Source organism: Muribaculum gordoncarteri (genome assembly GCF_004803695.1).
GTDB classification, from domain to species: Bacteria; Bacteroidota; Bacteroidia; order Bacteroidales; family Muribaculaceae; genus Muribaculum; species Muribaculum gordoncarteri.
Map to the genome: position 1 here is coordinate 1,268,735 of NZ_CP039393.1, position 16,284 is coordinate 1,285,018.

At 49.9% G+C, this 16,284-nt stretch carries 9 protein-coding genes; 1 reads left to right on the forward strand and 8 read right to left on the reverse strand.

The genetic code is table 11. The features are described from left to right. Window positions 1-3: 3 nt before the first annotated feature. From E7746_RS05520 to dapF, 8 genes are all read right to left on the reverse strand, one after another. Window positions 4-1,620: an ABC-F family ATP-binding cassette domain-containing protein gene (locus E7746_RS05520; protein WP_136410119.1), complete on the reverse strand. Its 1,617-nt coding sequence runs from the start codon at window positions 1,618-1,620 to the stop codon at window positions 4-6. Between the two features lie 140 nt (window positions 1,621-1,760). Continuing rightward, window positions 1,761-2,054 carry a TM2 domain-containing protein gene (locus tag E7746_RS05525; RefSeq protein ID WP_123396692.1) on the reverse strand — a complete coding sequence of 98 codons (294 nt, stop codon included), beginning with the start codon at window positions 2,052-2,054 and terminating at the stop codon, window positions 1,761-1,763. Between the two features lie 89 nt (window positions 2,055-2,143). Further along, window positions 2,144-4,033, reverse strand: a complete 1,890-nt coding sequence (locus E7746_RS05530) for an amidophosphoribosyltransferase (protein ID WP_136410120.1) — start codon at window positions 4,031-4,033, stop codon at window positions 2,144-2,146. Window positions 4,034-4,099: 66 nt separating this feature from the next. Continuing rightward, complete coding sequence (locus E7746_RS05535; RefSeq protein WP_136410121.1) at window positions 4,100-5,524, reverse strand: glutamate synthase subunit beta; 1,425 nt, start codon at window positions 5,522-5,524, stop codon at window positions 4,100-4,102. A gap of 35 nt (window positions 5,525-5,559) precedes the next feature. Beyond that, window positions 5,560-10,056 carry a glutamate synthase large subunit gene (gene gltB, locus E7746_RS05540; RefSeq protein WP_238337342.1) on the reverse strand — a complete coding sequence of 1,499 codons (4,497 nt, stop codon included), beginning with the start codon at window positions 10,054-10,056 and terminating at the stop codon, window positions 5,560-5,562. Between the two features lie 116 nt (window positions 10,057-10,172). Continuing rightward, a complete protein-coding gene (locus tag E7746_RS05545; protein ID WP_136410123.1) occupies window positions 10,173-12,362 on the reverse strand; it encodes a glutamine synthetase III family protein in 2,190 nt (729 codons plus the stop codon). 35 nt (window positions 12,363-12,397) lie between these two features. After that, complete coding sequence (locus tag E7746_RS05550) at window positions 12,398-13,633, reverse strand: LL-diaminopimelate aminotransferase (protein WP_136410124.1); 1,236 nt, start codon at window positions 13,631-13,633, stop codon at window positions 12,398-12,400. Window positions 13,634-13,674: 41 nt separating this feature from the next. Next, on the reverse strand, window positions 13,675-14,523 hold the full coding sequence (gene dapF, locus E7746_RS05555) for a diaminopimelate epimerase (RefSeq protein WP_202877168.1): 849 nt from the start codon (window positions 14,521-14,523) through the stop codon (window positions 13,675-13,677). A 307-nt stretch (window positions 14,524-14,830) separates the two neighbouring features. Between dapF and E7746_RS05560 the strand changes: the two genes are divergently transcribed. Continuing rightward, window positions 14,831-16,261 (forward strand): alpha-amylase family glycosyl hydrolase, encoded by a 1,431-nt coding sequence (locus E7746_RS05560; protein WP_136410125.1) that lies wholly within the window; start codon window positions 14,831-14,833, stop codon window positions 16,259-16,261. The last annotated feature ends 23 nt before the right edge of the window (window positions 16,262-16,284 follow it).

Below are 16,284 nucleotides of genomic sequence, written 5' to 3' on the forward strand. Positions count from 1 at the left end.
TGTTTATGCGTTATAAAGTCGTTCACGTGCGGCGGCTACTCGCTCGTCGGTGATGTAGTCGTCATAGTCCATTATCTTGTCGATGATGCCGTTGGGCGTAAGCTCGATTATGCGGTTGGCCACGGTCTGGATGAACTCATGGTCATGCGATGCAAAGAGGATGTTGCCTTTGAATGTCTGAAGCGTGTTGTTGAATGCCTGGATTGACTCAAGGTCAAGATGGTTGGTGGGCGAGTCGAGCACGAGAGTGTTGGCGTCACGCATCATCATTCGGGCTATCATGCAGCGCATCTTCTCACCTCCCGAAAGCACCGAAGCTTTCTTAAGCACCTCTTCGCCCGAGAAGAGCATCTTGCCGAGAAATCCCTTGAGATATATCTCGCTTGAATCCTCACTCCATTGACACAGCCAGTCGACAAGGTTCAGGTCGGTGTTGAAGAACGAAGAGTTATCGAGAGGCAGATATGCGGTTGTTATCGTCTGTCCCCAGTCGTAGCTTCCTTCATCGGGCTTGCGATTGCCGGTTATTATCTCAAACAATGCGGTCATGGCTCGCGGGTCACGGCTCAGGAATGCAACCTTGTCCCACTTCTCGATAGCAAAGTTCACATCCTTAAACAACACCTCTCCGTCGACCGAAGCAGTCAGTCCGTGTACTTCAAGAATTTTGTTGCCCGGCTCGCGCAACGGCGTGAATATGATGCCCGGATATCGGCGTGACGAAGGCTGAATCTCCTCTACGTTAAGCTTTTCGAGCATCTTCTTTCGTGATGTGGTCTGCTTTGATTTGGCTACATTGGCCGAGAATCGCTGTATGAATTCAAGAAGTTCCTTGCGCTTCTCCTCGGCTTTCTTGTTTTGCTGTTGCTGCTGTTTCAATGCAAGCTGCGATGACTCGTACCAGAAACTGTAGTTACCGGCAAACAATGTAACCTTGTTATAGTCGATGTCGAGTGTGTGAGTACATACCGAATCGAGGAAGTGACGGTCGTGTGATACGACAAGCACCGTATTCTCAAACTTTGACAGGTAGTCCTCAAGCCAAGCTACCGTTTCAAGGTCAAGGTCGTTGGTGGGCTCGTCGAGAAGCAGGTTGTCGGGATTGCCGAAAAGTGCCTTGGCCAGCAGCACACGCACCTTTTCGTTACCACTCATGTCCTTCATGAGGGTGTAGTGCTTGTCCTCCTTGATTCCGAGTCCGCTGAGCAGTGCGGCGGCATCGCTCTCGGCATTCCAGCCTTCAAGTTCGGCAAACTTCTCCTCAAGCTCGGCTGCGCGGACACCGTCTTCATCCGAAAAATCGGCCTTCGCGTATATGGCGTCTTTCTCTTTGATGATGTCCCACAACACTGTGTGACCTTGAAGCACCGTGTCCATTACAGTGCAGTCGTCAAACTTGAAGTGATCCTGTTCAAGAACCGACATACGCTCTCCCGGACCCTGGGTCACAGTGCCGTGGGTAGGCGACAGTTGGTCGCTGAGTATGCGCATAAGGGTTGATTTACCGGCTCCGTTGGCTCCGATGATGCCGTAACAGTTGCCCGGTGTGAACTTCAAGTTTACATCCTGGAAAAGGATTCTTTTACCGAATTGAATACCTAAATTATTGACCGCTATCATATATGGATTCTATATATTTCAAAAATGCGACTGCAAAGTTACTAAAAAATCCCGTAACTCCCATCGGGCAAACATAAAAAGACCGCGAGCGACACCTTTAACGGCATCGCTCGCGTTATGAATCGAATGTTCCCTGTGGATTAGAACAAGGGGAATGTGGATGTGCTGTAGACAAACTTGCGCTCAAAGTCGGCCTGCGACATTGTAAACATCATGATTCCTTGAATGAGCCAGAGAATTCCGGGAATACCGCAAGTGATGATGCTGAGCACCAATGCTATTACGCCTGCAGTATTTTTACCGAGATAGAAATATTGGATTCCGAGAGATCCCAGGAATATAGCCAGAAGAGCTGCTACTCCGCGACTTTTACCTGAGGGACCGGGAGAGAATACGTCATTGCTCTGAGGAGGACATTGTTGGTTTTGTTCCATAGCTGTTAAATTTATTAAAGTTAAAATGATAATGATTACACAAACTTACAAATAATTTTTCATTTCATACAACTATTGATATGTAAAATTCATCGTTTGTCTACATTACCCTCATAATAATTGATATAGGCGCGGTTGACAAGTCTTATGCCGCCGGGGGTGGGATAATTACCTGAGAAATACCAATCTCCGGGACATCCGGGCACTGCTTCATGAAGCCCTTCAAGCGATTGATACACTATCGATACCTCGGCCGAAGTGTCATCGGGCGTAAGCATACTCGCGATCTTAGCCGATATTTCATCATCGGTAAACGGTGCATAGATTGCCTTTACGCAATTCTCAAGATGCGCATCATCGACATTCTCCTGTTCAAGGCATCTATTGTAAACCTCTTCAAGCCGATTCTCCATGCCCTTTTCCTTAAGTAGCTCCACTACCGCACGGAAAGCACAGAATTCACCCATGCGTGACATATCGATGCCGTAATAGTCGGGATAACGCACCTGGGGCGATGAACTCACAATAACTATTTTGCGCGGATGCAGCCTGTCGAGCATCTTTATTATCGATTGCTTAAGAGTGGTGCCCCTCACGATTGAATCGTCAATCACTACAAGTGTGTCTACATCATTCTCGACTATGCCGTAGGTCACATCATATACATGGGCGGCGAGGTCGTTGCGTGACTCTCCCTCGGCAATGAACGTGCGCAGTTTTATATCCTTTATGGCTACTTTTTCGATGCGCAGTTTCTGTGACATTATCTTCTCTATCATGTCACGCGACAATGTGCCTTCGGCGTTACATGCCATAATCCTGTCGGCCTTATAGCGGTCGAGATGCTTTTCAAGACCTTCGGCCATGCCTATAAAGGCAACCTCGGCCGTATTGGGGATAAACGAGAACACGGCGTGGGCGAGATCGTAGTCAAGCTCATGCAATATCTTGCCGACAAGATTGCGGCCCAAAGCCTTGCGCTCCTTATATATGTCGGCGTCACTTCCTCTTGAGAAATAGATTCGCTCAAATGAACACCGCTCGTTCCGGCCCATTCCGAGAATGTCGTCCACGCTTACCTTGCCGGCTTTGTTTACTATTATCGCACTTCCAGGAGTAAGCTCGTTTACGGCACGACGCGGAACATTGAACACTGTCTGTATTACCGGACGCTCCGACGCCACTACCACCACCTCGTCGTCATAATAGTAGAAGGCCGGGCGTATGCCGTGAGGATCGCGCAAGGCCCACATGTCACCCGAGCCTAGTGTGCCGCATATCACATATCCCCCATCCCATCCCGGAGCGGTGGACGCAAGTACCGGACGCAGGTCGATGTTATCCTCGATTGCCAAGGCACGAGGTATTCCGTCAAGCCCCTTTTCGGTGAATTCATGATAGAGGCGGTTGTTTTCCTTGTCGAGGGCATATCCAAGCTGTTCAAGTATTATTACAGTGTCGGAGTATATGCGGGGATGCTGTCCTTTTTCGACCACTGAATTGAATATTTCGTCAACGTTGGTCATGTTGAAGTTGCCGCAAAGCATCAGTGAACGCGAGCACCAGTTGTTGCGACGCAAAAACGGGTGTACATAATTCAATCCGCTCCTTCCTGTGGTTGAATATCGCAGGTGCCCCATGTAGACTTCGCCAATGAACGGAGCATAGGATTCGACCCATTCATTTGACTGCTCATTTATGTGGACATTGGCCAGCTGACTGTTTATCGACGAGAATATCTCCTGTATCGCTCCCGACCCCAATGCACGTTCACGGAACACATATTCGCTGCCTGCCGGAGAGTGCATCTTTATACATCCAACTCCGGCACCCTCCTGTCCGCGGTTATGTTGTTTTTCCATCAGCAGGTACAACTTGTTGAGTCCGTAAAGATAGGTGCCGTACTTTTGCTTATAATATTCAAGCGGTTTGAGCAGGCGTATCATTGCCACTCCGCATTCGTGTTTCAAAGGTTCCATTGAAATGTGGTATTGTATTAATTGTAACGGGCCGACTGACAAGCCGACCCGTTGAATTATTCGATTTTATTTTTCAGTGAGATAATTGTGTATTCCTTCAGCAGCTTTTCTGCCCGAAGCGATACATCTTACTACAAGTGATGCGCCAGTAGAGGCGTCGCCGGCGGCAAATACCTTGTCGATGCTGCTTTGCTGCTTATCATCGACCTTTACATTGCCGCGTGCGTCCTTATCGACTCCCAGCTGTTTAAGTATGCCGTCCTGTACGGGATTGGTAAATCCCATCGCGAGCAATACGAGTTCGGCCTTTATGCGCTCTACGTTTCCGGTGTGAATCAAATTCATGCGTCCGGTGGCTTCATCCTTTTCCCAACGCACTTCTTCGACTTCGACCTCGGTTACCTTGCCGTTCTCTCCTATTATTCGGCGAGTGTCGAGCAACCAACGACGATTACAGCCCTCGTCATGCGAACTTGATGTCTTCAACACCACGGGCCAATAGGGCCACGGAGTTGCAGGGTTCTCTCCTTCCGGCGGCTTGGGCATTATCTCGATCTGTGTAACCGAAAGAGCTCCCTGGCGGTTGGCTGTTCCTACACAGTCGCTGCCGGTGTCGCCACCTCCGATTACGAGTACGTTCTTCCCTTTGGCCGATATGCGGTCGTCACGCGAAATCTCGCGTCCGGCGTTTACCCTGTTCTGCTGTTGCAGAAGTTCGAGTGCGAAGTGTACGCCTTTAAGATCTCGGCCTTCTACCTTAAGGTCACGCGGCACTTCAGCGCCGATTGCTATGCACACGGCATCATAGTCGCGCACAATATCCTCGACCGCAATATCCTTGCCCACCTCTACGCCGGGCTTGAACTCAACGCCCTCTTCGGTCATCAGCGCTACGCGACGGTCGATTATGCTCTTGTTGAGCTTGAAATCGGGGATGCCGAATCGCAGCAATCCGCCTATTGCTTCATTCTTCTCAAACACTGTAACCGAGTGTCCGCGGCGATTCAGCTGATTGGCGCAGGCAAGTCCTGCAGGGCCCGAACCTATCACGGCAACTCGCTTTCCTGTACGGTGCTTGGGAACGTAGGGCCTTACATATCCTTCAAGGAATGCTCGCTCTACAATGGCGGCTTCGTTTTCGCGTATGGTGACGGGTTCATGTATCTTGTTAAGTACACAACCCTTCTCGCATAACGCCGGACAAACTCGTCCTGTAAATTCAGGAAAGTCGTCGGTCGCGGTGAGCAATGTATATGCTCCTTTTATATCATTCTTGAACAGTCGGTCCTGCCACTCGGGTTGCTTATTGCCGAGCGGACAGCTCCAGTGACAGAACGGAACGCCGCACTCCATGCAACGTGACGCCTGTAGACGACGGTCCTCGGGGTTCAATGTCTGCTCCACTTCACCGTAATCTCTTATACGATCGGAAACAGGACGATAGCCGGCTTCCTTGCGGTGGATGGTTAAAAACGCTTTTGGATTTCCCATATCATATATAGTTTTAAGCGATTTTCATTAATTTATCAGTCACGTTCCACACTTGCAATTTTCTGTTGCAGCTTGGCCAGCTTTTCATCATGAAGCACTTTCTTGTATTCAAAGGGTATTACCTTTATGAACTGCCCCACATATTCATGCCAGTTGTCGAGCATTCGTCCGGCAAGCTGACTGTGAGTGTGCTTGTAGTGATTGCCTATAAGGCGATAAAGCTCGCGATTGTCGGCCATGTCCTCGATCAATGACAACTCCACCATCTCCATGTTGCAGAAATAGTCGAAATCGCCATTGGGATTCCACACGTAGGCAACACCACCGCTCATACCGGCGGCAAAGTTACGGCCTGTCGAACCGAGCACTACGGTGCGGCCGCCTGTCATGTATTCACAGCAGTGGTCGCCCACTCCTTCGACTACGGCAATGGCACCGGAGTTACGCACGCAGAATCGCTCGCCTACGCGTCCGTTTATATAGACTTCGCCTGAAGTGGCACCATACAGCAGTGTATTTCCGGCGATGATATTGTCCTGCGGAACAAACTGGCTTCCCTTCGGAGGCACGATGACAATCTTGCCGCCCGACAGGCCCTTACCTACATAGTCGTTGGCGTCACCTTCGAGTCGGAACGATATGCCGTGAGCCAGGAACGCACCGAAGCTTTGTCCGGCCGAACCACGGAATGTACACAGGATTGTATTGTCGGGCAATCCGTCGTTGCCATATTTCTTGGCCACCACACCCGACAACATTGCGCCTACCGAACGGTCGGTGTTGGCAATCGGGAAATCAAGCTCGACAGGCATTCCCGATTCTATTGCGGGGAATGAGCGGCTTATAAGCTGACGGTCGAGCACATGCGCTATGTCATGCTGCTGCTCCGTTACATTTATTATGGCGTTGGTACGACACTCTGCCGGCATATACAATATGCGTGAGAAGTCGAGATGTGTTGTCTTGTGGGTGGCGTGTTGGGGCTTTACCTCAAGCATGTCGGCACGACCTATCACATCATCAAGCTTGCGCACTCCTATTTCGGCGAGGGTTTCACGTATCTCCTGAGCAAGGAACTTGAAGAAGTTGATCAGATACTCTGAACGGCCTACAAATCGTTTGCGCAGCTCTTCATTCTGTGTCGCTACTCCCACAGGACAGGTGTTAAGGTGACATTTACGCATCATTACGCATCCGAGCACAATTAACGCACTTGTCGCAAATCCGTACTCTTCGGCACCCAACATGGCCATAATCACCACATCACGCGCTGTCTTTAATTGTCCGTCGGCCTGCAGCTTCACTTGTCCGCGCAGATTGTTGAGCACAAGTGTCTGCTGTGTTTCTGCAAGACCTATCTCGACGGGAAGACCGGCGTAACGTATCGAACTTGCCGGAGAAGCACCCGTTCCGCCGTCGCTACCGCTTATGGTTATAAGGTCGCTCTTGGCTTTTGCCACACCGGCAGCAATTGTCCCCACACCGCTTTCCGACACGAGCTTCACGCTCACGCGAGCATCGGGATTTACATTCTTTAAGTCGAATATCAGCTGAGCCAAGTCCTCAATTGAATATATATCGTGGTGAGGTGGCGGCGATATGAGCGAGATTCCGGGGATTGAGTGACGCGTCTTGGCAATTATCTTGTCGACCTTGAATCCGGGCAGCTGTCCGCCTTCACCGGGCTTTGCTCCCTGTGCAATCTTAATCTGTATCTCGTCAGCATTTACAAGGTACTCTGCGGTAACTCCGAAGCGTCCCGAAGCAACCTGCTTTATAGCCGAGCGTGCCGATGTGCCGTCTTCGCGTGTCTTGAAGCGTTCGGCATCCTCGCCTCCTTCACCGGTGTTGCTTCGTGCGCCGATGGCGTTCATTGCGATACCGAGTGCTTCATGGGCCTCACGGCTTATAGAACCGAATGACATGGCACCTGTCACGAAACGACGCATTATATTCTCTATAGGTTCAACTTCGTCAACAGGTATAGGCTCGCCTTTCTTGAAGTCAAGAAAATCGCGAATGAATATCGGTTCGGGCTTGTTGTCGACCAATGAAGTGAACTCCTTGAACTTCTTGTAACTTCCAAGGCGAGTGGCAAGTTGAAGTGTTGCTATCGATTCGGGATTCCATGCGTGGGTTTCTCCATCCTTGCGGAATGAATATTGTCCGAGGTGACGCAAAGGCAGTTCTTCGTCAAAATAGGGGCTGAACGATTCGGCATGTGACTTCAATATGTCACGACTGAGGTCGTTCATGTCGATTCCTCCGATTTTGCTCACGGTGTTGCCGAAATACTTGCGTGACATCTCTTCCGACACTCCGATAGCTTCAAATAGCTGTGCGCCCTTGTAGCTGGTAAGTGTGGAGATACCCATCTTTGACATAACCTTGAGCAATCCCTTGTCGATAGCCTTGATGTAGTTCTTTACGGCTGTATTGTAGTCAAGCTGTATCTCCTGTCGCTCCACAAGGTCGTTGATTACGGCAAAAGCGAGATAGGGATTTATTGCGCTTGCTCCGTAGCCCGACAGCAATGCGAAGTGCATCACCTCTCGTGCATCGGCGGTTTCTACTACGAGAGCTGTCTGCAGACGCTTCTTGCAGTCGATGAGATGATGATGAACGGCCGAGGTGGCGAGCAATGAGGGTATGGGCGCATTGTCGGCGTTTACTCCGCGGTCCGACAGCACAATGTAGTTGCAACCTTCGTCAACGGCGGCTTCAGCTTCCTTGCACAGGCGCTCCAATGCCTTCGTTATGCCCTCGGCTCCCTCTTTTACGGGGAATGTCATCGAAAGTTTGCGGGTGTTGAATCCCTTGTATCGGAGATTGCACAATATATCAAGCTCCTGATTTGTTATGATGGGGCGCTTCAGCAGCACCATCTTGCATATTTCGGGATTGGGCTCGAGCAGATTCATGTCGATTGCTCCGATGTAGCTGTCGAGGCTCATAACGAGCTCCTCACGCAGAGGGTCGATGGGCGGGTTGGTCACCTGAGCGAAATGCTGACGGAAATAGTTGAACAGCAATTGAGGCTCGTTGGACATGACGGCGAGCGGAGTGTCGTTGCCCATTGAATTGACCGGCTCTTTGGCATCAACCACCATCGGCGTTATTATCTTCTCTACCTCCTCGCGGTGATAGAAGAATGTGTGCAGAAGCCTTGCGAAATCGTCGACTTTGTTGCCGACTTTGCGACCGCTGCTTATCTTGTCAAGTATGATGCGGTTGCGTGACAGCCAGTCGCGATAGGGAAATTCCGATGCAAGTTTCTCCTTGAGTTCAGCATCGTGATATATCTCGCCCTTTTCCATGTCGACCATCAACATTTTTCCGGGACGAAGACGGCCTTTCTCCTTAACCTCCGACGGATCGAATGCCAACACGCCCATTTCGGATGCAATCACCATCGTGTCGTTGTTGGTGATCAGGTATCGTGCGGGGCGCAGTCCGTTTCGGTCAAGCATTCCGCCGGCGTAGCGTCCGTCGCTGAACAGCAATGTCGCAGGACCGTCCCAAGCTTCCATCATGATTGAATGATACTCATAGAATGCCTTCAATTCCGACGAAATCGGGTTCTTGTCGTTGAACGATTCCGGTACGAGCATGGCAAGAGCGTGAGGCAGGCTCATGCCCGACATTACGAAGAATTCCAATACATTGTCGAGTGAAGCCGAGTCGCTCATGTCGGGTTGGATGACAGGCGTGACATCGGCGCCGCCGAGTGTCTGGGGATGTAGTACACATTCACGTGCCTTCATCCACATTCGGTTGCCCTGTATGGTGTTTATCTCGCCGTTATGTCCGAGCATTCTGAAGGGCTGAGCCAACGACCATGTGGGGAATGTGTTGGTACTGAAACGAGAGTGTACCAAAGCCATACCCGTTGTGAAGTGAGGATTCATCAGGTCGGGGAAGTAGTAGCGTAATTGCAGGCTCGACAACATGCCCTTGTAGACTATGACGCGCGACGACAATGACACGATATAGAATGTCTCCTTATCGGGAAGCGACGACTCGGTCACCTTCTTCTCGATGCGTCGGCGCAACACGTAGAGCCGAGGCTCGATACTGTCGTTGCTCTTCTCATCGGCAATGAATATCTGCTTTATTACAGGTTCGGCTTTGCGAGCCACGGGACCGAGCTGCTCATTGTTGGTGGGTATGTCACGCACCGCAATTAGAGTGAGTCCAAGTTCGATGGCTTCGCGCTCGATGATGTCAAATATTATCTGCTGTGTGTCTTCATCGTGAGGCAGGAACACCAATCCGCATCCGTAGCGGCCCTTCTCGGGAACGGCAATTCCTTGAAGCAGAATGAATTCGTGGGGAATCTGCACCATTATACCGGCACCGTCGCCTGTCTTGGGATCGGCACCTTCGGCTCCGCGATGAACCATGTGCTCAAGCACCTGCAATCCTTTTTCTACAAGTTGGTGCGACTTTATTCCCCTGATATTTACCAACAGCCCCACTCCGCATGCGTCACTTTCATACTGCGGATCATAGAGGCCTTGAGTATGAGGCATATTTTTAATCATAACTTTCTAATAAAAACATTTGAAAATGCCATGGAGCACCATGCTACTACTTGATGCCATAACAGGCATCAATGGCGCTCCAGGCTTGTTATTCAATAATTATGTTAACGAATGAAGAGCAATTCGCGATATTTGGGCAACGGCCACATTTCGTCATCGACCATAAGCTCGAGCTTATCGATATGGTAGCGTATGACATCCATGCACGGTACAACAGTGTCGTGATATGCAATGGCCTTTTCTCTCTCATTCTCGATGCGGTTGGCTGCCTTGCGGGCGTTGACCATCTTCTTGGTTTCCTCCATGATTGTTGCCATGTGGGCCGACATGCGCTCGATAGTGTCGAGGTCGAGCTGTGCAAGCTTGTCACCCTTTTCATTGGGGAACAGAGTCTTTAGCTTGAATACATTGTCGGTGAGCACCGATTGATAGCGTATCGCAACGGGAATCACATGATTCACGGCAAGGTCACCGAGCACACGGGCCTCAATCTGAATCTTCTTGGTGTACATTTCCCATTTCACCTCATTGCGAGCTTCAAGCTCTACTTCGGTGAACACGCCGGTGCTCTTAAACATGTCGATTGACGACTTGCTCAGATATGCGTCAAAGATTTTGGGTACGCTTGTTTCGCAGTCAAGACCACGGCGGGCGGCCTCTTCCTTCCATTCATCGCTATAACCGTTTCCGTCGAAGTGTATAGGCTTGGAGTATTTTATAATCTCCTTTATCTCCGACAGGATAGCGTGATTCTTGTCCTGACCATTGGCGATGCGGGCGTCTACATTGGCCTTGAATTCCATAAGCTGCTCGGCTACCGCTGCGTTAAGTGCTATCATGGCCGATGCACAGTTGGCTGAAGAGCCTACGGCACGGAACTCAAAGCGGTTACCGGTGAAAGCAAACGGCGATGTACGGTTACGGTCGGTGTTGTCGATTATAATTTCAGGAATCTGGTCGACATTGAGCTTAAGACCTTTCTTGGCCGAGAGGTTGATGATTTCATCCACATCATCCTTTTCAAGCTTGTCGAGGATTTCGGAGAGCTGTGTACCCATGAATATCGAAATGATGGCAGGGGGCGCCTCGTTGGCTCCAAGACGGTGTCCGTTGGTGGCTGAAGCGATTGATGCCTTCAATACTCCGTTATGGCGGTACACGGCTGCCATTACATTGGCAATGAAGGTGATGAACTGAAGGTTGGCTTCGGGTGTCTTTCCGGGCGCAAACAACAGTACCCCGGTGTCGGTGCCAAGGCTCCAGTTGTTGTGCTTTCCTGAACCGTTGATGCCTGAGAAGGGCTTTTCGTGAAGCAGGACGCGGAAATTGTGACGGCGTGCAACCTCTGCGATAAGCGACATGAGCAACAGATTGTGGTCGTTGGCAAGGTTGGTTTCCTCAAAGATAGGCGCAAGCTCAAACTGGTTGGGCGCTACTTCATTGTGACGGGTCTTTGCCGGAATTCCAAGCCTGTGACACTCGATTTCGAGGTCAAGCATGAAGGCTTCGACGCGCGACGGAATTGCTCCGAAATAGTGGTCCTCAAGCTGCTGATTCTTAGCACTCTCGTGTCCCATCAATGTGCGGCCTGTCATAACAAGGTCGGGACGGGCCGAATAGAGAGCCTCGTCAACAAGGAAGTATTCCTGTTCCCATCCGAGATAGGAGTTGACATGCTTTACATTGGGGTCGAAATACTGTGCGACACCTGTAGCGGCCTTGTCGACTGAATTCAGGGCACGAAGCAACGGAGTCTTGTAGTCGAGCGATTCTCCTGTATACGAAATGAATATTGTAGGAATACAGAGTGTCTTGTCGAGGATGAATGCCGGCGAAGAGATGTCCCATGCCGAATATCCGCGGGCCTCAAATGTGTTGCGGATACCTCCGTTGGGGAAGCTCGACGCATCGGGTTCCTGCTGAACGAGCAGCTTGCCGGTGAATTGTTCAACGACACCGCCTTTGCCGTCATGCTCGATGAAAGCGTCATGCTTCTCGGCTGTACCGTCGGTCAACGGATGGAACCAGTGGGTGTAATGACGCGCACCGTTGTCGATTGCCCACTGCTTCATGCCTGCGGCTACACTGTCGGCAACTTCGCGTGATAGCGGCTTTTTGTTGTCGATCGCTTCAACAAGTGCGTCATAAGTGGTCTTGGGCAGGTATTCAAACATCTTCTGACGATTGAACACGTACTTCCCATAATACTGTTCCGGGCGTTCTGCCGGAATTTCAACCGGAATAGCTTTACGATCAAAAGCTTCTTCCACTACTTTAAATCTCAACTTTGACATAATATATATATAATTTTATATATTGAAATATCATTTTATTTGTTCAGTTTCAATGAACTAAGCCGTTCAACTGCGGCAACAGTGTCCTCATATCGTCCAAAGGCCGTCAAACGGAAGTAACCCTCGCCCGACGGACCGAAACCAACACCCGGAGTGCCGGCGATACCGCACTTTTCAAGCAGCAAATCGAAAAATTCCCATGACGAAAGGCCGCCGGGAGTCTTCACCCAGATGTAGGGAGCGTTTACCCCGCCCCACACTTCAAGTCCGGCAGCCGACAGGCCGTTTCTCAACAATGAAGCGTTACGCATGTAGTAAGCGATGGTTTCTTTCACCTGATGACGCCCCTTTGTCGAGTACAATGCTTCGGCAGCACGCTGCACGATGTAGCTTGCACCGTTGAACTTGGTGCACTGGCGGCGATTCCACAATGCGTTAAGCGATACTTCATCGCCGTTTTTCGACAATCCCTTGAGCTCCTTGGGAACTACTGTGTAACCGCATCGCAATCCTGTGAATCCGGCAGTCTTGGAGAAGCTGCGGAACTCTATAGCCACCTCTTTGGCTCCGGGGATTTCATATATGCTGTGAGGAATGTCGGGTTCTGTAATATATGCCTCATAGGCCGAGTCAAATAATATGAGTGCATTGTTGTCCTTTGCATATTCGACCCATTTTTCAAGCTGTGAGCGATTCAGAGTTGTGCCGGTGGGATTATTGGGATAGCACAAATATATGACATCGGGGTTGTCCTTAGGCAATGATGGAATAAATCCGTTTTCGGCCGTGCACGGCAGATACTCTATCCTACTCCAGCGTCCGTCGACGAGATGCCCTGCCCTTCCGGCCATGACATTTGTGTCGACATATACGGGATATACGGGATCGGTCACGGCAACTTTGCAGTCGGTGGACAGAATGTCGCCTATATTGCCCGTGTCGCTTTTCGCACCGTCGCTTATGAATATCTCATCGATGTCTATGTCGATGTTTCGTGAGCGATAATCAACATCTACGATTCTCCTGCGCAGGAAGTCATATCCCTGCTCCGGGCCATAACCGTGGAAGGTCACGCGATCGGCCTGGTCGGCAACGGCATTTTCCATTGCCTGAATGGCTGCCGGACATATAGGCTGCGTTACATCGCCAATGCCCATCTTGATGATTTCGACATCGGGATGCTCAGCCTTGAAGGCATTGATTCGCTTTGCTACATCGGAGAAAAGGTAGCTTGCAGGAAGCTCGCAAAAATTGTCGTTAATCTTAATCATAGGTCAGTGAATCCGTTTTTTTCTATTGTTTTTATTTGTTATCAACTTTGTCTTTCGTAGACTCCTTCAAACACCGTGGTTGCGCCTCCTGTCATGTAGATGTGTGAATCATCGGGATTCCGATATATCTCAAGGTCGCCGCCAAGCAGATGCACTGTCACCCGATCGCCTGTACGGCCTGTAAGCGCGGCGGCAACTGCGGTGGCACAGGCTCCGGTTCCACAGGCCATTGTTTCGCCGCTACCTCTCTCCCACACTCGCATCGTTATTTCGGAGGGTGAATTTATTTGCGCAAATTCGATGTTTGCCCGGTCGGGCCACATGGGGTGAATTTCAAGTTCACGCCCCAATCCGTGTACATCCACATTATCGAGCGAGTCGACAAACACGACTCCGTGGGGATTGCCCATCGAAACGGCTGTCATCTCAACCACTCCGCACGATGTATCGACCGGAGCGTTGACCATCATCTCATTATTATATATAACCGGAATTTCCCTGACTGATGTGACCGGCTCACCCATGTCGACGGTGACCGAGTCAACTTTGCCTTTATTTACGTGCAGGTGCAATGTTTTGATGCCTGCCAATGTTTCAAGAGTTACGACATTCTTGTCGGTCAATCCGTAATCATATACATATTTGCCGACACAGCGACTTCCGTTTCCACACATCTTGGCTTCGGAACCGTCGGCATTGAATATGCGCATCTTGAAATCAGCAACCTCCGACGGACAAATAAGGATGATGCCGTCACCGCCAACACCTGTGTGGCGGTCGCTCATCTCTATCGATAATTCACTTAGACGCTCCGGCGTGACTTCCATACAGTTTATATATATGTAGTCATTGCTGATGCCATGCATCTTTGTGAACTTTATTTGCTTCATCGCTAATAAGAATGATTTTAATTCTTTAATCTTATTTCACGTTGCAAAGTTAATCAATTTGCAATATAATCCAACTATTTTGTGTGATTTTTCTTCATAAAAGTGTTTTTATTTGACATATTTCAATGATTTTGTGACTTAAAGTGGCGATTTAACATATTCAAGCCGCATATTGGCTACTAAATGCCAACAATAACCTCATTTTGCTTCCATATTTTCACCGGGCAATCTACTTTATTATATGAAAAATAATTATTAACTTTGACGAAGCGTAAAATAATTAATCCAACTCTATTTATAACACGAAATGAAACATTCAATTCAATCATTGTTGGCAGTGTCAGCACTGTCGACATTACTTGCATCCTGCGGAGGCGATAAGAAAGCTCCCGAAGCTGTAACCAACGACGATGTCATACTCCATGCCTGGTCATGGTCGTTTGACACGATTGCAGCCAATATGAAAAATATTGCCGATGCGGGGTTTGATTATGTGCAGACATCACCTGCCAACACTTGCTATGTGGGCGAAGGCGGCGGTATGGCCCTATACAGCCAGCCCGGCGACTCGGTTACCGGAAAATGGTACTACTACTATCAGCCGATCGACTGGAAGATCGGTAACTATCTTCTCGGCGACCGCGACCAGTTCAAGGCTATGTGCGACAGCGCCGCAAAATATGGCATAAAGGTGATTGTCGATGTGCTCCCCAACCACACTGCGGTAGACCACACGGCAGTAACCGCCGACCTTGACAGTGCAGTAGGCGGTCATGACAAGCTGTTCCACGCCAACGGACTCAACGATATTATCGATTATAACGACCGTTATCAGTGTACGACAGGAAAGATGGGTGGTCTTCCCGATGTAAACACCGAGAATCCCGACTTCCAGTACTACTACATGAAATATGTCAACGATCTGATTGCTTGCGGCGCACGCGGATTCCGCTATGACACGGCAAAACACATCGGATTGCCGTCGGACCCCCTCGACTCGCTTGCCGAGCGTAACAACTTCTGGGACATAGCCACCGGTCGCGAACCCATACGTGACATAACCCTGTCGATGCCCGACAGCCTGTTCATATATGGCGAAGTGCTTCAGGACAAGAACGTAAAGGAGGATGAATATGCCGAATATATGAGCCTTACTGCAAGCGCTTACGGACATGCACTGCGTAACGCTCTTGTAAATCACAACTATTATGCCGACAGCCTTGCATCATGGCATCACAAAGCCGACCCCACGAAGCTTGTCACTTGGGTTGAATCGCACGACACCTATGCCAATCAGCATGAATCGGCCGGCATCAGCGACGAGTTGATTCGTGAAGGTTACGTATTCCTCACTGCCCGTCAGAACGGTGTTCCCTTGTTCTTCAGCCGCCCGGCCGGAAGCACCCGCGACAACTACTGGGGCAACAATCGTGTAGGCGCACGCGGAAACGATGAGTTCATGAATCCCGAGGTGGTTGCCGTAAACAAGTTCCGCCACGCAATGCACGGACAGCCTGAATCGATATTCGTGTCCGACAACGGTGCTGTCATCGAAGTGGCCCGCGGCAACAAGGGTGTTGCTCTTATTAATATAGGAGAAGAACAGGCATCGATCGACCTGCCCACCACGTTGAAGGACGGTGAATATGTCGACAAGGTACATGACACGACTTTCAAAGTGAAAGACGGCAAGATTTCAGGTGTTTTAACACCTCTCACATCCTATATAATATATTAAGTTGACAAAATGACATCTCGGAG